This window comes from Variovorax sp. 10N420 (genome assembly GCF_056394705.1).
This window is the reverse complement of the sequence record NZ_JBFTIJ010000006.1, coordinates 359963-379081: the sequence shown is the minus strand read 5'-3', so window position 1 is coordinate 379081 and position 19119 is coordinate 359963. Positions and strand designations below refer to the sequence as shown.

Here is a 19119-nt window from a genome sequence, read left to right as displayed (position 1 = left end):
CACACGCGGCCCTGATCCGCCTGACGCTCCGCGCTTCGGCGGTGCAGAGGGGTTGTGCAGCCCGCACCGCATACCGGGCTGCGTTGTTTTGCGAAGGCGGCTGGTGCTTCGACGGGCTTTCGGGGGGCGTGCTTTGAATCTCTCCAAGCCATTCGTCGAGCGGCCGATCGCTACGGTGCTGCTGACCATTGGGGTGGCACTGGCGGGGATCGTCGCGTTTCTGGTGCTGCCTGTTTCACCGCTTCCGCAAGTCGACTTTCCGACGATTTCGGTGCAGGCTCAGCTGGCCGGGGCCAGTCCCAGCACGATGGCTTCAAGTGTGGCGACGCCGCTGGAGCGCAGGTTGGGGATTATTCCGGGGGTCAACGAGCTGACTTCGACGAGTTCCAACGGGTCGGCTCGGGTGACGTTGCAGTTCGATCTGAGCCGCAATATCGACAGTGCGGCGCGCGAGGTGCAGGCGGCCATCAATGCGGCCCGTGTCGATTTGCCGGCGACGCTGCGGAGCAATCCGACTTATCGAAAACGCAATCCGACGGCAGCGCCGGTGATGATTCTTGCGCTGACGTCGAAGACGCGTACGCCGGGGCAGATCTACGAAGAGGTTTCGAACATCGTCAGTCAGCGCCTGTCGCAGGTCGAAGGCGTGGGCGAGGTGGAGATCGGTGGCGGCTCGCTGCCGGCGGTGCGGGTGGAACTGGAGCCTTTCTCGCTGAACAGGCTGGGCATCAGTACGGAGGACGTGCGCGCGGCGATCCAGGCCAACAACGCGAATCGGCCGAAGGGCGCGATCGAAAGCGGCGATCGCAAGCTGCAGATTTACACGCCTTCGCCCGGAAGGCGCGCGGCGGACTACAAGGATCTGGTGATCGCCTGGCGCAACAACGCGGCGGTGCGCCTGGGCGATGTGGCGCGTGTGATCGATGGGGTCGAGAACACGCGCACGCTGGGTCTGTTCAATGGCGCGCCGGCGGTGATCGTGCTGGTGACGCAGGCGCCGGGTGCGAACATCATCGAGACGGTGGACGGCGTGCGAAAGCTGCTGCCGGAGTTGCGCGCGCAGTTGCCGCAGGACATCGACATCCAGGTCGCCTCTGATCGCACGAACTCGATCCGCGCGTCGCTGCGCGAGATCGAGGGCACGTTGATGATTTCGATCGTGCTTGTGGTGCTGGTGGTCGGGCTGTTCTTGCGAAAGGCACGCGCCACGATCATTCCGGCGGTGGCGACGGTGGTTTCGCTGCTCGGCACCTTTGGGGTGATGCATCTGCTGGGCTATAGCCTGAACAATCTGAGCCTGATGGCGCTCACGGTTGCGACGGGCTTCGTGGTGGACGACGCGATCGTGGTGCTCGAAAACACGATGCGGCATGTCGAGAAGGGCATGAATCGTGTCGAAGCGGCACTGCGCGGGGCGCGCGAGGTGGGCTTCACGGTCTTGTCGATCAGCATTTCTCTCGTGGCGGTGTTCATTCCGCTGCTCTTCATGGGCGGGCAGGTCGGGCGGCTGTTCCGCGAGTTCGCGGTGACGCTGTCGGTGTCGGTGCTGATTTCGCTGGTCATTTCGCTGACCACCACGCCGATGCTGTGCGCGTTGTTGCTGCGCAGCGAATCCGAAGAAGCCGGCAAGCCGCCGGGCAAGGTGCGCGCGTGGTTCATCCGGGTCTCGGAGCGCATGTGGGACAGCACGCTGCGCACCTATGCGCACAGCCTTGACTGGGCGCTCGCGAGCAAGGGGATCGTGATCCTGGTGCTGTTGGCGGTGATCGGGCTGAATGTCTATCTCTTCGGCGCAATTCCGAAGGGCTACTTTCCGCAGCAGGACAACGGGCAGCTCAATGCGGGCTTGCGGGCCGACCAGAGCATCTCGTCGGAGGCCATCAACGAGAAGCTGCGGCAGGCGGTGGACATCATCAACAAGGACCCGGCGGTCGACAGCGTCGTCGGCTTTGCGGGCGGCAGCCGCGCGGGTGGCGGGTTCATGTTCGTCAACCTGAAGCCAGTGTCCGAACGCACGGAGCGCACCCAGGCAGTCATCGATCGCCTGCGGCCGCAGCTCAACCAGCTGACGGGACTGCGGGTGTTCCTCAGTCCGGTTCAGGATCTGCGCATGGGCGGCCGGTCGAGCAATTCCACCTACCAATACACGCTCAAGAGCGACAACCTTGCCGATCTGCGGGCGTGGTCGACCAAGCTGGCCGACCGCTTGCGGCAGGAGACCTTGCTGACGGACGTCGACAGCGACGATGCGGACAACGGCGTCGAAACCTTCGTCGACGTGGATCGCGAAGCCGCCGCTCGGCTGGGCGTGACGTCGAGCGCGGTGGACAACGCGCTCTACAACGCCTACGGCCAGCGCTCGGTGGCAACCATCTACGACGAGCTCAATCAGTACTCGGTGATCATGGAGTGGGCACCGCGATTCCAGCGCTCGCCGATCGTGCTGAAGGACCTCTACGTGCCATCGACGCTGGCGACCACCACGGCGGCGAACGGGGCGTCGATTGTCAGTTCGCTCGATGAAAACAGGGATGCGACCACAGGCACGTCGACCCTCACGTCGGCCAACCCTTCGTCGCGCACTGCCTCGACCGGCCAGCAGGTGGCGACCGACACGACGCTGATGGTGCCGCTGTCCGCCTTCGCGAAATTCAGCGAGCGCGCCGTGCCGACGTCGATCGATCACCAGGACACCGAGCTTGCCAGCACGGTGTCGTTCAACCTGGCCGATGGCGCCAGCCTGAGCGATGCGAAGCGCATCGTTGCGCAGGCCGAGGCGGACATCGCGATGCCGGTCAACGTGCGCGGGAGCTTTCAAGGCACTGCGCTGGCGGCGCAGCAATCGCAGGCGCAGCAATGGTTTCTCATCGTCGCCGCGCTGGTGGTGATCTACATCGTGCTCGGCGTGCTGTATGAAAGCCTGATTCACCCCATCACCGTGCTGACCACGCTTCCGTCCGCAGGGGTGGGGGCGGTGCTGGCGCTGCTGCTGTTCCGCATGGAGTTCTCGATCATTGCGCTGATCGGGGTCTTCTTGCTGATCGGCATCGTCAAGAAAAACGCCATCCTGATCATCGATTTCGCATTGGAGGCCGAGCGCTCGCGCGGCCTCACCGCGGTCGAGGCCGTGCGCGAGGCCTGCCTGCTGCGTTTCCGCCCCATTCTGATGACGACGCTGGCTGCGGCGCTCGGTGCGTTGCCGCTCGCCATCGGCTTCGGGCTGGGTGCGGAGTTGCGGCAGCCGCTGGGCGTCGCGATCATCGGCGGACTGATCGCGAGCCAACTGCTGACTTTGCTGACCACGCCGGTGGTCTACGTGCTGCTGGACAAGCTGCGCCGCCGTCCGGCCAACGAAAAATTCCTGAGCCGCGCCGCCGACGCGTCCCCGACATCATGACCGTATCGAACCGACTTTTCTTTCGTCGTTCTCAGCACCGCGCCGTTGTGCGCACCTGCCTGGCAGTGGCGATAGCTGCGGCCCTGGCCGGCTGCGCGGTAGGCCCTGCGTATGTGCAACCAACGACAGCGGCGCCGGCTGCCTGGAAGTCCGCGCCTGCCGCCGAGGGCTGGCTTCCCGCAGCACCCGCCGATGCGCTGGATCGTGGCGAATGGTGGAAGCTTTTTCAGGACCCTGTTCTCGACGACCTCGCCGCACGCGTGCAAGTGTCCAACCAGAACATCGCGACGTCGGTTGCCAACTACGCGCAAGCGCAGGCGTTGGTTCGGGGAGAGCGCGCGGCGCTGTTCCCCAGCATTTCGGCAGGTGCGGGCGCGGATCGCAGTGGCGCTCGCAACAAGTCGCCGGTGACGAGCACCACCGCATCGTTGAACGCGGATTGGGCGCCCGACGTCTGGGGCCGCCTGCGCGAGGCGGTCAACAGCGCGCAGGCGAATGCGCAGGCGAGCGAAGCCGATCTCGCGCTGGCGAGGCTGTCGGCTGTCGGCGCAGTGGCGACCAACTACTTCTCGTTGCGCGAAGCCGACGCCGGAATCCATATCCTCGACGTCACGATCGAAAGCTACAAGCGCAGCCTCGAGATCACGCGCAACCGCTATGCGGCCAGCATCGCCGCGCAGAGCGACGTCTTGCAGGCGGAGACGCTCTACGCGTCCACTCAGGCGGAGCGCCAGCAACTGCAGAGCACCCGCGACACGCTGGAGCATGCCATCGCCGTGCTGGTGGGCGTAGCGCCGGCGGACTTCTCGCTGCCCGTGGCCGAATGGAAGCCGGTCATCCCAGGCGTTCCAGCGGGCGTGCCGACGACGCTGCTGCAGCGTCGGCCGGACATCGCTGCGTCCGAGCGCGCAGTGGCTGCCGCCAATGCCCAGATCGGCATTGCGCGGGCTGCCTACTACCCGAACTTCACCCTCAACGGCGGAGTCAACAGCGCGGCGAGCAAGGTCGGCGATCTGTTCAATGCTTCGAACACGCTGTGGTCGCTGGGCCTGTCGGTGGCGCAGGTGGTGTTCGATGCGGGTGCGATCGGCGCGAGCGTCGATGCAGCCAAGGCGGGTCACGATTCGGCAGTGGCACGCTATCGGCAGACGGTGCTGGCCGCGTTCCAGGACGTCGAAGACCAGCTCACGTCGGGCAGCAGCCTCGCGCAGCAGGAAGTGAATCGCCGGGTATCGTCCGTCGCCGCCGATCGCACCGAACAGCAGTTCCTCAACCGCTACCGCGCAGGGACGATCGACTACACCAGTGTCGTGGTCGCCCAGGTTTCCGCGCTCAATGCGCGGCGAACGTTGCTCCAAGTGGAGTCGAACCGTCAGATCGCCGCAGTGGCGTTGATCCAGTCGCTGGGCGGCGGTTGGCAGGCCGAATGGATGGCGCAGGGCACCGCGCAGCCGGTCGCCAAGTCGGGCTCCTGAGTTGGCTGCAAGGGTTGGCAAAACGATGAAGACGCTGCTCGACAACCTCGCATGGCACACCCTGGCCGGGCCTCACGCAAAGTACGCCACCGGCACCGACCGAGCTCGCCGCTACGCGCAGGGCTTTTCGCCGATCGTCGGCTTTGCGGACACTCGCCATCCTGATTTCGACGCGCTGACGCCGTACTGCGATCCCGGCGAACACTTCTATTGCATGGACTGGTCAGGCGCGGCACCCGCCAACTGGCGGATCGAAGTGGATTCGACCATGTTCAGGATGGTGTGGGACGGCGCAATTCCCGATGAAGACGAATTGCTCGCTGCCGTTCCGCTGAGGCCGGAGCACGCCGCGCAAGCAGTCGAACTGGCGACGCTGACGCGCCCCGGCCCTTTCGGTCCGAGAACGCTCGAACTCGGTGATTACTTCGGTTGCTTTCAAGGAGATCGCCTGATCGCGATGGCAGGCGAGCGCATGTGCGCCGGGACCTTGCACGAGGTCAGCGGCATCTGCACGCATCCTGATTTTCAAGGACGGGGCCTTGCGCGCCGCTTGGCCGCAAAACTGATCCGCGGCCAGTTGCTTCGTGGCGAAACACCGTTTTTGCACGTCATGCACGACAACGACAGCGCGCATCGGCTCTACCTTCGCATGGGCTTTCGGGACCATTGCGAAACGGTGGTCCGGGTCATTTCGCCGTGCTGAAACTGACGAGGTCCTGAACGCGGGCATCGCGATAATCGACGCTCTTTCAAGGAGCGCGCGTGGATATCGTTTTGCTGGTCAAGGCCGCCATCATGGGCATCGTGGAGGGGCTGACCGAATTTCTTCCCATCTCATCGACCGGCCATCTGATCCTCGCGGGCTCGCTGCTCGGTTTCGACGACGACAAGGCCAAGGTATTCGACATCGCCATCCAGACCGGCGCCATCTTCGCGGTCGTCCTCGTCTACTGGCACAAGATCCACTCGACCATCGTGGCGCTGCCGCGGCAACCCAAGGCGAGGCGCTTTGCACTCAACGTACTGATCGCCTTCCTGCCCGCGGTGGTCCTCGGTTTGTTGTTCGGCAAGGCGATCAAGGCGCATCTGTTCATTCCGATCGTCGTCGCCAGCACTTTCATCATCGGCGGCTTCATCATCCTATGGGCCGAGAAGCGGCCGCCCGGATCGGTGCGCATCGAGAACGTCGACGACATGACGCCATGGGATGCGCTGAAAGTCGGGCTCGTTCAGTGCCTGGCGATGATTCCGGGGACCAGCCGAAGCGGAGCGACCATCATCGGCGGCATGCTGCTGGGGCTCTCGCGCAAGGCGGCGACGGATTTTTCGTTCTTTCTCGCGATTCCGACGCTCATCGGGGCGGCGGTCTACAGCCTCTACAAGGAACGTGCGCTGCTGTCGGCGGCGGACATTCCGTTGTTTGCGGTGGGCCTGGTGTTTTCGTTCATCAGCGCGTGGCTTTGCGTGCGGTGGTTGTTGAGGTACATCAGTACGCACGATTTCGTGCCGTTTGCGTGGTACCGGATCGCTTTCGGGATCGTTGTCCTGGCCACCGCGTGGAGCGGAATGGTGGTCTGGGCTGAATAAGGCTCGCCCCCAGGCTACGCGCACTTCGTGTCGCTTCGCCTACCCCCTACCGGGGGCAACACCGGCGGCCTGGCAAAGCCAGTTCCGCGGTGTTTCTGGAAGGGGGCGGGGCGTGCCGGGGGGCGGCGAGGATTAGGGGAGTAGGTTTCTCAGGGATGCTTCTACTGCGGCGGCGGTGGCTATGGGCTTTTCCATGGGGAAGAGGTGGGACCCGTCCAGCATCATGATGCGGCCCTTGGTGACCTGGTGGGTCATGGTCATGCCTACTCGGCGCATTTCTACGGACTGGCGGCCGCCGATGAAAGCTGCGGGGCACTTGAGGGGATGGGCGCGCAGGAGTGCGCTCAGGTTGTGCGGGATGGTGTCGTAGATGGCGGTTTCGACGTCGCGATCGAAGCTCAAGGCGCGGGCGTCCTCGATGTCGAAGGTGCCGTGCTCGATGTAGTCGCGCAGCACTCGCTCATCCCATTTCGCGAAGGCCTTCTTGCTGCGAAAGTGCTCGAAGACGGCCTCGCGATGCTCCCAGATGTTCTTGCGCTTGCGGCTGATCATGCCGGGCGACACGCTCTTCATGAGCGGCGTGCGCTTCATGAGGTTGATGGTGCCGGCGCGCCATCCGCCGATGATGGGGGAGTCGATGAGCACCACGCCGCGCGCGAGCTCGGGATGTCGCGCGGCGCACATGAGGCTCAGGAAGCCGCCGAGGGAATGGCCGACGAGAAATAACGGTTGCCCGGCCTGCTTCATGCGTTCGCGCGCGAAGTCGGCAAGCTGTTCCACCAGGTGCGGCCAGTTGTCGGTGACGGGATACTTCGAATCGTGGCCGAATTTCTCGATGGCATCGATGTCGAAGCCTCGATTGCGCAGGCTGTCGAGCATCACGCGATAGGTGCTCGCCGGAAAGCTGTTGCCGTGGGAGAAGATGACAGGAGGGAGCATGGGCATCACTGCCGCCGCATCGAGCGCGCGCGGCCAAGACCGGGAACCCCGCGGAACCGGCTTTGCCGGGCCGCAGGGGTTGCCCCCGGAAGGGGGGTGGCGGCCACACGAAGTGGGCAAGCCTGGGGGAGAGCTCTCACCTCAGATCAACTTTTCGTCGGGCGTGGAAATCTTGCGCAGCGCACCGTGCCGCGTGGCCGGCATCTTCAGCGGATGCTCGGTGTAGGCGTCATCCCAGACCGGGTCCTCGATGCTGTCGAAAACTTCGCGCAGCTTCTGTCCCCAGCTGTTGTGCATCATCCGGTAGTAGGGGTTGTCCGCGTCGATGCAGATCACCTTGTCGGTCTGCAACTGGTTGGCCTCGTACACGACGAGGTCGAGCGGCAGTCCCACCGACAGGTTCGACTTCATCGTTGAATCCATCGACACCAGCGCGCACTTGGCGGCTTCGTCGAGCGGGGTGTCGGGTGTGAGCACGCGGTCCAGCACTGGCTTGCCGTATTTCGATTCGCCGACCTGGAAGTAGGGCGTCTCGGTCGTCGCCTCGATGAAATTGCCGGCGGCGTAGACGAGGAATAGGCGCATGCCTTCGCCCTTGATCTGCCCGCCGAAGATAAAGGAGACGTTGAAGTCCAGCCCCGCATGCTTGAGCGCCTCGGCGTCGCGGTCGTACACGTGGCGCACGGCGGAGCCGAGAACGCGGGCCGCATCGAACATGCTCTTGGCGTTCCAGATGGTGATGGGCGTGCCGTCCTCGCCGTCTTCATGGGCTTCGCGCAACTCTTCGATCTGGAGGATTTCGCGTACCGATTGCGAGATGCTCAGGTTGCCGGCCGACAGCAGCACCATGACACGGTCGCCTGGCTTTTCGTAGACGATCATCTTGCGGAAGGTGCTGATGTGATCGACGCCCGCATTGGTGCGCGAATCCGAGAGGAACACCAGTCCGGCGTTGAGTTTGATGCCTACGCAGTAAGTCATGAGATGTTCTTGCACGAAACGGACCACGACGGCCTAGCCGTTTTCGCGCATCTGGAGTTTCTTCAAAGAGTAGAGCGCTTCGAGCGCCTCTCGCGGGCTCATCGCATCGGGATCGATCGCGGTCAGCGCGGATTCTACGGCGCTGATCGTCGGCGCCTCCTCCACCGGAGGGGGGGCAAAAAGGTCGACCTGAGCGCGCGCGTGGGTCTGCTGCGCCTCCAGCGCTTCGAGCGCCTGGCGGGCGTGATTGACCACCGCAGCGGGCATGCCGGCCAAGCGCGCCACCTGGATGCCGTAGCTCTTGCTGGCCGGCCCGGGCTGCATCTCGTGCAGAAAGACGATGTCCCGGCCGGCTTCAGTCGCGCTCACGTGCATGTTGACCGCGCCATGATGGGTCGCCGGGAACTCGGTCAGCTCGAAGTAGTGCGTGGCAAACAGCGTGAATGCGCGCGTGCGGTCATGCAGTTGCGCCGCAATGCCGGCCGCCAGCGCGAGGCCGTCGAAAGTGCTCGTGCCGCGGCCGATCTCGTCCATCAACACGAGCGAATGGGCACTCGCGCCATGCAATATCTGCGCGGCTTCGGTCATCTCGAGCATGAAGGTCGATTGCGCGTTCGCCAGGTCGTCGGCCGCCCCGATGCGCGTGTGAATCGCATCGATGGGGCCGAGTCGGCACGCCTGTGCCGGCACGTGCGAGCCGATCGAAGCCAGCAGCACGATGATCGCCACCTGCCGCATGTAGGTCGATTTGCCGCCCATGTTGGGGCCGGTGATGACCTGCATGCGCTGCTGCGGGCCCAGCCGCGTGTCGTTGGCGATGAATGCGCCTGACGACTTTTCGGCCAACCTCGCTTCGACCACTGGATGTCGTCCCTTCTCGATCTCGATGCACGGGTGCGCGACAAAGCTTGGCGCGCGCCAGTGGAGCGTGTGCGACCGTTCGGCAAGCGTACAGATGGCATCGAGTGTGGCCACGGCAGTGGCGAGCCCCGTCAGATCGGAAACAAAGGGCTGCAGGGCATCCAGCAGTTGCTCGTAGAGCCACTTTTCGCGGGCCAGCGCGCGGTCTTGCGCCGAGAGCGCCTTGTCCTCGAAAGCCTTGAGCTCGGGCGTGATGAAGCGCTCGGCATTCTTCAGCGTCTGGCGGCGACGGTAGTTGTCGGGTACGCGGTCGAGCGCACTCTGTGTGACTTCGATGTAGAAGCCATGCACCCGATTGAATTGCACGCGCAGATTCGTGATGCCCGTGCGTTCGCGTTCGCTGACTTCGAGCTTCAGGAGGAAATCGTCACAGTTCTCGCTGATGGCGCGCAGTTCGTCCAATTCGGCGTCGTGCCCCGTGGCGATCACTCCACCGTCGCGCACCAGCGCGGCCGGCTCGGGGTGGATGGCGGCGACGAGCAATTCGACGCAGCCCGTGGGCGGCGCAAGGCGCGATGCGATTTCGCCGAGCAGCGCTGCCGAAGCGGGCAAGGCGGGAGCAAGCTGCTCGGCCTTGGCGAGCGCCATGCGCAGCGCGACGAGCTCGCGCGGCCGCACCTGGCGCAGCGCGATGCGAGCGGCGATGCGTTCGACATCGCTCGTGTTCTTCAACTGCTCGCGCAAGGTGCGCCAGGGCGCCGCAGTGCTGCCGAAGGGTGCCTCTTGGAGCGCCGCGATGGCGTCCAGGCGCGCCTGCGCATCCGCACGTTCGCGGCGCGGTGCGAGCAGCCATCGCTTCAGCAAGCGGCTGCCCATGCCCGTCATGCAGGTGTCGAGCAGAGAAAACAGTGTGGGCGAGTCTTCGCCGCGCAAGGTCTGCACGAGTTCGAGATTGCGGCGCGTGGTCGGCGGAAGTTCGATCAGATCTCCGTCACGCTCCACCGAAAGCCGCTGCACGTGCGACAGCGCACGTCCCTGCGTGTGTTCGGCAAAGCCCAACAATGCGGCCGCGGCGGCGTGCGCGTTGGTCAGCGACTCGGCGTTCCAGGCGGCCAGATTGGTGCTGCCCATCTGCTCGCACAGCTTGCGCTCGCCAAGGCCGCCGTCGAATTGCCACGCCGGCCGGACAGAAAGCGTGAAAGGCGTGGTGCTGCGCGCGGCCTTCAGCCGGAGTTCGAAGGCGGGCGTGACTTCGGCGCTATAGAGCAGTTCGCTGGGTGCAATGCGGGCGATCCAGGCCTCGAGCGCATCGGCGGGACATTCGGCGAGGCGAAGCTCGGCGCCCGTGACGCTGAGCCACGCCAGACCGCAGAAGTTGCGAGATCCGGCGTGTACCGCGAGCAGCAGCGATTCGCTCTTGTCGTTCAGCAGTTCGGCGTCTGTCAGCGTGCCAGGCGTGACGACGCGGACGACCTTGCGCTCGACAGGGCCCTTGGCCGCGCCGACCTCACCGACTTGTTCGCAGATGGCGACCGATTCGCCAAGCTTGATCAACCGTGCGAGGTAGGCGTCGACCGAATGGAACGGCACGCCGCACATCGTGACGGGTTGCCCGGCAGATTGGCCGCGTTGCGTGAGGGTGATGTCGAGAAGGCGCGACGCCTTTTCCGCGTCGGCATAGAAGAGTTCGTAGAAATCGCCCATCCGGTAGAAGAGGAGGGTCTCGGGATGGTCTGCCTTGAGGCCCAAGTATTGGGTCATCATCGGCGTGTGGGGTGCGGTCGCGGGGAAGTTCATCGAAAGGAAAGCTGCGCGCGGCGATGCGCCGGCAAGTACGCATCATAAGGAACGCCCACCCGGCGCAGCCGTGCGGGACGTCCAATCGAAGCGGGGGTATCCGACCGCTCAATGCTCGCCGCGCCGGCGGCGCGCGACACGCACGGCTTCCACCCACGTGTCGACGTTGAAGCGCTGGCCCGAGTCCGCGATGCGCGCGGACGTGATCCGGTGCAGAGGCAGGCGCCTGATTTCGCCAGGCAGTTCGCAGTGGCCGAGGATGATTTTTTTCTGCAGATCGAGATGGTCGACCTGCATCACGGATTCAACCTTCTTGTCATGCGAATCCATGTAGCGGACGCGAATGCGCGGATGTTCGTCCACCACCGCGTGTTCGCCCTTGCCCTGGATGAACCATTCGGGGAGGGTGTCGGGAACCGAATCGCCCGACGTACTCACGCCGCCACGAACCGTGGGGATCTCGAGGGGAACATGCCCGGAGCGCACCCTGGCTGCTTCGATGCGGCGTTCCGCTTCGCGCCGTCCGGCCAAATGGCGCCAAGCCCACATCACACCGAAGAGCAGCAGTACGCCAGTCAACAATGAAATGAAGAACTGCCACTGCACCATGCTCATGCCCATTCCCCGATCTTTGTCTGGTCTTAGTGCCTAAGTATTCAAAAATCCAAGACAAGAATTTTCGACCCGGACCCTGGCAGCGTCAATCGCTACGCGCCATAGGCCTTTCGTTCAGGGGATGGCCGTATCAATCTTCGTGCGTGTCGTGGGTCGCGACCGCACCGCGGCGCCAGTAGCCTGAGGCCCGGGTCCACTTCGGGTTTGCGCCACGTCCGCCAACCAGGTGCGCGCGAAGGGACTTCGCAGCGCTCGATTCGCACGCCACCCAGGCGTGAAAGTCGCCGTGGGGCAAGGTCAGAGCTCGCAGCGCATCGAGCAGCGGCGTGCCTTCGCCAGGCTCGGCACCGGCGCGATGCACCCAGTGAAGTTCGACAAGGGCTGCCGATTCGAGCGGGATCTCGTCGGCTTTGCCGTCGACTTCCATCAGCACCACAGCGCGCGAACCGGCCGGTAGTTCAGCGAGCCGGCGCGAGATGGCTGGCAGGGCAGTGTCATCGCCAATCAGCAAGTGCCAATCGAATGCGGTCGGAATGATGAAGGACCCGCGCGGACCGCCCACGCCGAGGATGTCCCCGGGCTTTGCGGATTCAGCCCACTGCGTGGCGGGACCGGCGTCGTGCAGGGCGAAGTCGATCTCAAGCGTGCCGGCCGCGGCATCGTGCCTGCGCGGTGTGTAGTCACGCATCATTGGCTTCGGGCCCGGCCACTGTGGGCCATCGGGGCCGATCGTGGGGAGTGTGAGTTGGCCGGTGGTTGCGTCCGGAAAGAAGATTTTCGCATGATCGTCGAAGCCGGGGCTCGCGAAGCCGGTGAGTTCATCCCCGCCGAGGGTCACCCGGATGAGATGGGGTGTCACGCGCTCTACCGACTGCACCTGGAGCTTGCGAAAGCGCAGCTCATGGCGGACGCGGCGAGGAAGTCGATCGGGATGAATGTCGGACGCGGGCGAGTGAGTTGCCCCGGTTGTTTCGGTTGTTTCAGTCATGAGGCTAGATGCGTTCAAGTTGTTGAGCGGCGCCGTCGAGCACTGCGGCGAATTTGTGGGCTTGTTCTTCGGTGAGCGGTTCTCGCGCCAGACGCATGCGCATCGCGAGCTTGAGGTTCTCGAGGGCGCGAACCACTTGCGGCGGCCGCCCCGCGCGCAGTCCGGCGCCGTCGACGCCGCCACTCATGCGAGCCATCATTTCATCGGTCATCGCGCGGTTGGCCCCGAGGAATTCGCGCCCGGCATCGGTGACGCTATAGCGCTTGCGGCCACCGCTGTCGGCGGTGTCGACGTTCACGTAACCCAGCTCCTCCAGTAGCGTGAGCGTCGGGTAGACGGTGCCGGGGCTCGGGCTGTAGCGTCCGCCAAGGCGTTCCTCGATGCCCTTGATCAATTCGTAGCCGTGGCTGGGTTTGTCGGCGATCAGTTGGAGCAGCACGAAGCGCAGACCGCCGTGCCCGAAAACCCTTCCTCCGCCTCGACCGCCGCGCAGGCCGCCATGGTGGTCGTGGCCTTCGAAGCGCCCGCCGCCCAACCCGTCGCCGTGTTCGGCACGCGGCATGCCGTGAAGGAAGTGTCTGATATCTCGCATGGGTGACCTCTGTCTGGTTTATCGAAAGTCTAAAAGATATATCTAAATAGTGTCGAAGTCAATGTTCCGCGAAGGACGATGGACTCGCCTCGGATGGCGCTTTATCTGACGCTGAGCGAGTGGCGCCCACGCGATGCTGGCCGACGGCCGGAGACGGTCCTTCACCTTCAGGACGGCCCCGGGCAGACGCGCCAACTGGCATTCCCCTTCCACCCACATCAAGCCAAGGAGCCTGCATGGCGCCGCTTCCTGAGAAGCGTCTTTTTCATTCGCTCGACGCCGCAAGGGGAGTGGCGGCCATCGCGGTGGTCGTTTACCACAGTCATTTGCTGTTTGGCGCACAGTGGTTTCAAAGTGGCTTTCTCGCCGTTGACTTCTTCTTCGGCTTGAGCGGCTTCGTGATCGCGCACGCGTACGGAAGCAAATTGGTCACCGGACGGATGACCACGCGCGAATTCATGAGGGCCCGCTTCAATCGCCTGTACCCGATGTACCTGCTCGCACTGGCACTGATCGTGCTCACGCTGGTGATCATGTGGGCGCTGTCGATGAATTTGCCGTGGTCTCGGACGGCGCTCGCGGCCAAGCTGCCGTTCGCGGTGCTGATGCTGCCGTCACCTTCGCTGGACCCAGGCGGGTACCTCTATTCGTTCAACGTTCCGGCCTGGTCGATCTTTTTTGAAGTACTGGCCAATTTCCTGTTCGCCGTCTTTTGCCGGCCGCTCATGGACGCCCGGATACGCTGGACGGCAATCGCGGTCTCAGCGTCCATCCTGGTGTTTCAGGTCGCCGTACTCGGCATCGAGCAGGGCGGTGCCACATGGAGCGCCGCAATCGCTGGCATTCCGCGCGTCGTGTTCTCGTTTCTGGTCGGCGTTCAACTCTACGACTGGCACAAGCGCCGCGCGCCTGATGAGGGAGAGGGACGTCGCGCTCGGCAAAGCGCCTGGGCCTGGCTGGCACTCGTGGCTCTGCTGGCCTGCCTGGCGGCTCCCGCTCATCCAGCATTGCAACTCGAGAGCACGTTGCTGATCTTTCCGCTGCTCATCCTGCTGCTGGCCGAGTGCGACCTGCGCCTGTCCATCCCGGGACGGGCCCTGCGCCAGTTGGGTATCGTCTCGTATGCCGTCTACATGCTTCATGCCCCTGTCGGCACTGCCTATGCGGCGCTGACGACTTTCCTTGGCGTTTCACCCGACGGGGAGCCCGCGTGGGCGATTGCGTCGATCGCCTGTCTGATCCTGCTGAGCGTTGTCGCGGACCGGCTGTTCGACCGCCCTGTGCGTGCCTATCTGCAAAAAATCGGAGGTCAACGGTTCATTCGACCTCGCGCTGAAGTTCTGCGCCGGCGCTGAAGAACGACCTCGCGCGGAGCCTGCCGCGCAGCCTGCTAGCGCTCTTCCGGCATCGCCTCGAGCCGATCGCCGGACCGTTCGCGCATCGTGCCGCCGGAATCCTCGATGCGCATCTTCGGCAGGAACTGCGGGTACTCGCGCCGCATGAAATCGATCAGCCCTTCGCGCACCGTGCAGCGCAGGTCAAATGCCAGCGCCGACGATGCAGCGGTGCAGAGCACACGAATCTGCATCGTCCGCTCGGTCGCATCCGTCACGCGCAGGTTGAAGAAGCGCCCGTCCCATTCGGGTGCCGCCTTGACGATGCGCTCCACCTCGGTCCGCAGCGGCGCAAGCGGCATGCCGTAGTCGGCATAGACGAAGACGGAGCCCAGCAGTTGCGAACTGTGGCGAGTCCAGTTCTGAAAAGGGTGCTCGATGAAGTAGGTGAGCGGCAGGATGAGGCGCCGGTCGTCCCAGATCCGCAGCACGACGAAGGTGCCGCTGATTTCCTCCACGCGGCCCCATTCGCCTTCGACCACCAGCACGTCGTCGAGCCGAATCGGTTGCGCCAGCGCGATCTGCAGGCCGGCAATGAGATTGCTGAAAACCGGCTTGGCGGCGAGGCCGGCCACGATGCCGATCACGCCCGCCGATGCCAGCAAGCTGGCACCGACTTGTCGCGCGCCCGGAAACGTCATCAGCATGAGCGCCGCGCCGGCCACCAGCAGCACCGAATTCGCGGTGCGCGCCAGTACGCGTGATTGCGTGAGCACGCGCCGCGCTTCCAGGTTGTCCCTCACGTCCGAAGGATGCTGCTTGACCATGCCTTCGGCAAACCCGCTGACCGCCTGGACCGCAAGCCACGTCGCCGCGGCGATCAGCAACAGGCCATTGAGATGCCGGATGTTGCCGATGAAGCGCAGGTCATCGGGCGCCGCCTGCCAAAGCAATTGCAGCCCGATCAGCGGGAGCACGATCTTGGCGATGCGCTTGATGTTGAGCAGCATCGTGTGCAGCACCGGCACGGAGCGGGTCACGCGCTCCAGCACCAGCCCGCCCAAACGATGCGCAAGCAGGGCCAACGGCACGATCAGGAGCGCCGCAATCAGGAGGCCGACCCACGGATTGGCGAGCATGTCCTTGGTCATCGTCATCAGGCGGTTTCGGTCTTGGTTCCGGGTTCGTTGTCGGTTTCTTCGAGAGATTGCAGGATACGCGCCGCATCGTCGCGCAATTGCGCGGCGATTCCAGTGGCCATGTCGAGGCGCCGGAACATCCATGGCGTGATGTCGTTCTCGAAAGGATCCGGCAGCGGAATCGGGCCTGCAATCGTGCTTGAAGATGCGCTTTCCGGCATCGCCGGTCCGCCGCTGGGCGCCGAGCCGATGATCGCCTCGATGCGCTGCGCGGTGCGCGCCAGCGGCCCTTCGATGTCGGACAAGGTGAGCCGGTCGCGCCGCAGCACGAGCATCGACTTGACGGCGCTCAGTTGAGCCAGCAACTGGTAGCTGTGCGCTTGAAGGTGTTCGAGCGGCCCGACCGGCGGACGCACCGCGCGGGGTTCGGACAGAGAGCGTTGCGTCGCCTGCACCAGTGCTGAAAGGCTGTCGAAAGCCTCGCGGCGGGCGAGGCGCCATTCGAGTTCGGCGCTGGCGTCGACGGATCGCAACTGCCCGAGGCCAAGCGCCAGGCGTGCATGCCGGGCTTGCGCCGTGAGCACGCGGCTCACGAGTGCGGGCAACTGGTTGCGCTCCCATGAGGGCAGCACATAGCAGAAGGCCCACGCCAGCGCGGCGCCGATCAATGTGTCGGCAACGCGTTCGAACAGCGCGAAAGTCGTGCTGATGCCCACATTGAGCATGTGCGCCTGGATCAGCCCAAGCACCGTCGCCGCGACTGCGGTGATCAGGTAGCGGCGCACCGCAAATCCGTGTGCAATGGCCTGCGCCACCGTCATCGTGAACAGCAGTTCCAGCGGCCCAAGCTGGGCGGAGAGCAGCGCCACCGCAAAGATACAGCCCAGCAGGGTTCCGGCGACGCGGCTGTTGCGCCTGTCCAATGTTTGCGAGAGGCTCCCCCGCAGCACTACCACGATGGTCAGCAGGATCCAGTAGTCGTGTGAGCCCCAGGGCATGGCGAGCGCGACGCCGTAGCCCGCCGCGATGGCGAGCGACGCGCGAATCGCATGGCGCAGCGGCGGGGCGTCCCAACGCCAGAGCGCAAGAAACGGCCGCCACGACCATTCGGTAGGGCTGACGAACACCTGCCAGCTCGCGCGCACCACTGCCAGATCGGGTTCGCGGTCGCCGCGGGCGAGCGCCGACAGTCTCAGTACTTCGTCGTTGATATGGCCGATGCGGCTTGCCAGACCGCGCGCAAGCATGGCGGGCGTGGGACCGGTGTAGCCCTGGTTTGCCAAGGGGTCTTCATCGACCCTAATGCCCGCGAGACGCGCACGCCGGTCGGTCAGTTCAGCCGGTTGGCGGCCCAGCAACAGGGCATCGGCGAGTGCCGCGGTATCGTCGGCCAGCTCCTCGAGGATGCGCCGCATCTCGGCCAGGGCCGGCGCGTGGCTCGGCTGCGAACGGAGCATGTCCAAGTCCAGTTCGCTCGCCAGCAGCATGTCCCGCAATTCGAGCACCGTGATCAGCATGCCGGCCAGCCTTTGCCGGCGCGGCGTGCGCGGAGATTCGAGAACGATGTCGCGTGCAGCCTGCAGCTGGTCGGCGAGCGCCGCCTGTTCCCTCAGCAGTTGCCCAAGCAGCGACGCCGGCACTTCGCGCACGTCGCGCAGCTCGTCCTTGGACGTGAACTGCCGCGCTTCGGTGCGCATGAGAGCGGCGAGCGACAGCAGCAGATCGGCCATCACCTGGACGCGATAGCGTGCGTTCAGCGCCAGGTTCGCCAGCGTCGCGTAGATGACGTAGAGCCCCGCGCCGAATCCGAAGTAGAGCGTGCGCTCCAAGGCCTGGTGCATCCCGGTGGGCGTGGGCGTCGCCATCGAGAAGATCATCGAGAACATCACTGCGATGGCGATCGGGATGCCCCGCTTGCCCCAGGCCATCGCAAGAAATGCGAAGAACGTTGCCGGCACCAGCAACAGGCCCAGCCGGACGGGCGCCGCATGAAGCAGTTGGACGAGGAAGAACAACGGCAAACCGATCAGCGGTGCCGGGAGCATCTGCAGGAATTTGCCGCGCCGCGGGGCGGCGAGGTCGGGAGGTGCGGACACGATCACGCCGACGGATGCGGCCGATGCCGCTATCGCCCCCAGCCACAGGTGCACGCCGCCGGAGATCAGAAGGAGGCCCACGGCGACGGAGATTCCGTTCGCGATGTAGTGGCTCAAGGCCACGCGCATTGCTGCGCGGCCTCTGTCGGCGGCGGCGCGCGGCGCCTGCATCACTTCGCGGAAGCGTCGCCCTTGCCGGGTGCGACGGACGCGTCACGGCGGATGCGCGTGAGCTTGCGTTGCGGTGGGGCGGCTTCAGCGGCCGGGTCGGCTGCGGCGCCTTCGCTCGATGGCGCCGCGAACTCGACCGTGCTGCGCGCGTAGGTGTCGGCCTTGGAGGCCGAGGGATCCACGGCACGGATGCGGTCGCTGGCGCGCAACTTGTCGTCCACGCCCGCGAACTTGGAGTATTTGGACAGCAGCGGCACGAGTTGCCCATAGATGCGCGGCGCACCGGCCAGGCATTCGCGTTGATCGAGAAAATTGGGTTCGCCCGTGAAATTGCCGATCAGGCCGCCCGCCTCGGTGACGATCAGCGAGCCTGCCGCGATGTCCCAGATGTTCAGGCCGGTCTCGAAGAAGGCATCGGTGAAGCCCGCGGCCACGTAGGCCAGGTCGAGCGCCGCGGAACCGGGGCGCCGCAGGCCGGCAGCCCGCGGCATCAGGTCGGCCATGATCGCCAGGTACTGCTTGAAATTGTCTCCAGTGCGGAAGGGAAAGCCCGTGGAGATCAGGCATTCGCTGAGCCGCGTGCGCTTGCTGACGCGCAACCGACGGTCGTTGACGAAGGCGCCTCGGCCCCTGGTCGATGTGAAGAGATCGTTGCGCGTCGGGTCGTAGATGACGGCCTGTTCGATCTTGCCCCGGACCGAGAGCGCGATGGAGACGCAGTAGACCGGAAAGCCGTGGATGAAGTTGGTGGTGCCGTCCAGCGGATCGATGATCCAGACGTAGTCCGAATCCTTGGCGCCGTGTTCGGTGCCCGATTCTTCGGCCAGGATGCCGTGCCCCGGGTACGCGGTGAGCAGCGTTTCGATGATGGCGTGCTCGCTCGCGTGGTCGACTTCGGTCACGAAGTCGTTGACCTGCTTTTGGGAGACGCGAACGGCTTCGACGTCGAGCGCGGCGCGATTGATGATGGCGCCGGCGGCGCGGGCGGCCTTGACGGCCACATTGAGCATGGGGTGCAGGTTGGGGGACGACATGAATTGTGTGAAGAACGTTAGAAGGGCGCCCTGTGCGTGTAGCCCCCTGAAATGCGGCCCGGCGATGCGGGCGGCGAGAATCGAGGGATTTTAGCGACTCCTCGCCGTCGTGC

14 protein-coding genes are annotated in these 19119 nt (G+C 64.8%); 5 read left to right on the top strand and 9 right to left on the bottom strand.

What is annotated here, in order from left to right; translation table 11 throughout:
- Positions 1-133 precede the first annotated feature (133 nt).
- From AC1DEK_RS18155 to AC1DEK_RS18140, 4 genes are read left to right on the top strand one after another with little or no spacing between them, the layout of a single operon-like run.
- The gene (locus AC1DEK_RS18155) at positions 134-3397 is read left to right on the top strand and encodes an efflux RND transporter permease subunit (protein WP_478126659.1); all 3264 of its coding nucleotides are present in this window, start codon (positions 134-136) and stop codon (positions 3395-3397) included.
- A complete protein-coding gene (locus AC1DEK_RS18150; RefSeq protein ID WP_478126658.1) occupies positions 3394-4872 on the top strand; it encodes an efflux transporter outer membrane subunit in 1479 nt (492 codons plus the stop codon). Before AC1DEK_RS18155 ends, AC1DEK_RS18150 begins: the two co-directional genes overlap by 4 nt.
- Positions 4873-4897: 25 nt before the next feature.
- Positions 4898-5575: a GNAT family N-acetyltransferase gene (locus AC1DEK_RS18145; protein ID WP_478126657.1), complete on the top strand. Its 678-nt coding sequence runs from the start codon at positions 4898-4900 to the stop codon at positions 5573-5575.
- Positions 5576-5634: 59 nt separating this feature from the next.
- Positions 5635-6459: an undecaprenyl-diphosphate phosphatase gene (locus AC1DEK_RS18140; protein WP_478126656.1), complete on the top strand. Its 825-nt coding sequence runs from the start codon at positions 5635-5637 to the stop codon at positions 6457-6459.
- Positions 6460-6591: 132 nt separating this feature from the next.
- Here AC1DEK_RS18140 and AC1DEK_RS18135 read toward each other — a convergent pair whose 3' ends face one another.
- The 6 genes from AC1DEK_RS18135 to AC1DEK_RS18110 all read right to left on the bottom strand — a co-directional run bounded on the left by AC1DEK_RS18135 (position 6592) and on the right by AC1DEK_RS18110 (position 13232).
- Positions 6592-7404: an alpha/beta fold hydrolase gene (locus AC1DEK_RS18135; protein WP_478126655.1), complete on the bottom strand. Its 813-nt coding sequence runs from the start codon at positions 7402-7404 to the stop codon at positions 6592-6594.
- 135 nt (positions 7405-7539) lie between these two features.
- Positions 7540-8379, bottom strand: coding sequence for a proteasome-type protease (locus tag AC1DEK_RS18130; RefSeq protein ID WP_478126654.1), 840 nt, complete (start codon positions 8377-8379; stop codon positions 7540-7542).
- A 33-nt stretch (positions 8380-8412) separates the two neighbouring features.
- Positions 8413-11037 carry a DNA mismatch repair protein MutS gene (mutS, locus tag AC1DEK_RS18125; RefSeq protein WP_478126653.1) on the bottom strand — a complete coding sequence of 875 codons (2625 nt, stop codon included), beginning with the start codon at positions 11035-11037 and terminating at the stop codon, positions 8413-8415.
- A gap of 108 nt (positions 11038-11145) precedes the next feature.
- Positions 11146-11658 carry a hypothetical protein gene (locus AC1DEK_RS18120; protein ID WP_478126652.1) on the bottom strand — a complete coding sequence of 171 codons (513 nt, stop codon included), beginning with the start codon at positions 11656-11658 and terminating at the stop codon, positions 11146-11148.
- Positions 11659-11782: 124 nt separating this feature from the next.
- The gene (locus tag AC1DEK_RS18115; protein ID WP_478126651.1) at positions 11783-12640 is read right to left on the bottom strand and encodes a siderophore-interacting protein; all 858 of its coding nucleotides are present in this window, start codon (positions 12638-12640) and stop codon (positions 11783-11785) included.
- Positions 12641-12644: 4 nt separating this feature from the next.
- Entirely contained in the window at positions 12645-13232 is a 588-nt protein-coding gene (locus tag AC1DEK_RS18110; RefSeq protein ID WP_478126650.1) for a PadR family transcriptional regulator, read from the bottom strand.
- A gap of 236 nt (positions 13233-13468) precedes the next feature.
- On the opposite strand from AC1DEK_RS18110, the gene AC1DEK_RS18105 reads away from it, so the two are divergent.
- Positions 13469-14587, top strand: a complete 1119-nt coding sequence (locus AC1DEK_RS18105) for an acyltransferase family protein (protein WP_478126649.1) — start codon at positions 13469-13471, stop codon at positions 14585-14587.
- A 35-nt stretch (positions 14588-14622) separates the two neighbouring features.
- Here the strand turns inward: AC1DEK_RS18105 and AC1DEK_RS18100 are convergent, their stop codons facing one another.
- Genes AC1DEK_RS18100 through AC1DEK_RS18090 form a run of 3 tightly spaced genes read right to left on the bottom strand, consistent with a single transcriptional unit; the run spans position 14623 to position 19006 of the window.
- Positions 14623-15717 carry a mechanosensitive ion channel family protein gene (locus AC1DEK_RS18100; protein WP_478126757.1) on the bottom strand — a complete coding sequence of 365 codons (1095 nt, stop codon included), beginning with the start codon at positions 15715-15717 and terminating at the stop codon, positions 14623-14625.
- 5 nt (positions 15718-15722) lie between these two features.
- A complete protein-coding gene (locus AC1DEK_RS18095; protein WP_478126648.1) occupies positions 15723-17972 on the bottom strand; it encodes an FUSC family protein in 2250 nt (749 codons plus the stop codon).
- Positions 17972-19006 (bottom strand): inositol monophosphatase family protein, encoded by a 1035-nt coding sequence (locus AC1DEK_RS18090; protein WP_478126647.1) that lies wholly within the window; start codon positions 19004-19006, stop codon positions 17972-17974. Before AC1DEK_RS18090 ends, AC1DEK_RS18095 begins: the two co-directional genes overlap by 1 nt.
- Positions 19007-19119 lie beyond the last annotated feature (113 nt).

Excerpts from the sequence above, each read along its gene's own strand:
- AC1DEK_RS18150 (WP_478126658.1), top strand. The coding sequence starts at position 3,394 with ATGACCGTATCGAACCGACTTTTCTTTCGTCGTTCTCAGCACCGCGCC.
- AC1DEK_RS18145 (WP_478126657.1), top strand. The coding sequence starts at position 4,898 with ATGAAGACGCTGCTCGACAACCTCGCATGGCACACCCTGGCCGGGCCT.
- AC1DEK_RS18135 (WP_478126655.1), bottom strand. The coding sequence starts at position 7,404 with ATGCCCATGCTCCCTCCTGTCATCTTCTCCCACGGCAACAGCTTTCCG.
- AC1DEK_RS18130 (WP_478126654.1), bottom strand. The coding sequence starts at position 8,379 with ATGACTTACTGCGTAGGCATCAAACTCAACGCCGGACTGGTGTTCCTC.
- mutS (WP_478126653.1), bottom strand. The coding sequence starts at position 11,037 with ATGAACTTCCCCGCGACCGCACCCCACACGCCGATGATGACCCAATAC.
- AC1DEK_RS18120 (WP_478126652.1), bottom strand. The coding sequence starts at position 11,658 with ATGGGCATGAGCATGGTGCAGTGGCAGTTCTTCATTTCATTGTTGACT.
- AC1DEK_RS18115 (WP_478126651.1), bottom strand. The coding sequence starts at position 12,640 with ATGACTGAAACAACCGAAACAACCGGGGCAACTCACTCGCCCGCGTCC.
- AC1DEK_RS18110 (WP_478126650.1), bottom strand. The coding sequence starts at position 13,232 with ATGCGAGATATCAGACACTTCCTTCACGGCATGCCGCGTGCCGAACAC.
- AC1DEK_RS18105 (WP_478126649.1), top strand. The coding sequence starts at position 13,469 with ATGGCGCCGCTTCCTGAGAAGCGTCTTTTTCATTCGCTCGACGCCGCA.
- AC1DEK_RS18100 (WP_478126757.1), bottom strand. The coding sequence starts at position 15,717 with ATGACCAAGGACATGCTCGCCAATCCGTGGGTCGGCCTCCTGATTGCG.
- AC1DEK_RS18095 (WP_478126648.1), bottom strand. The coding sequence starts at position 17,972 with ATGCAGGCGCCGCGCGCCGCCGCCGACAGAGGCCGCGCAGCAATGCGC.
- AC1DEK_RS18090 (WP_478126647.1), bottom strand. The coding sequence starts at position 19,006 with ATGTCGTCCCCCAACCTGCACCCCATGCTCAATGTGGCCGTCAAGGCC.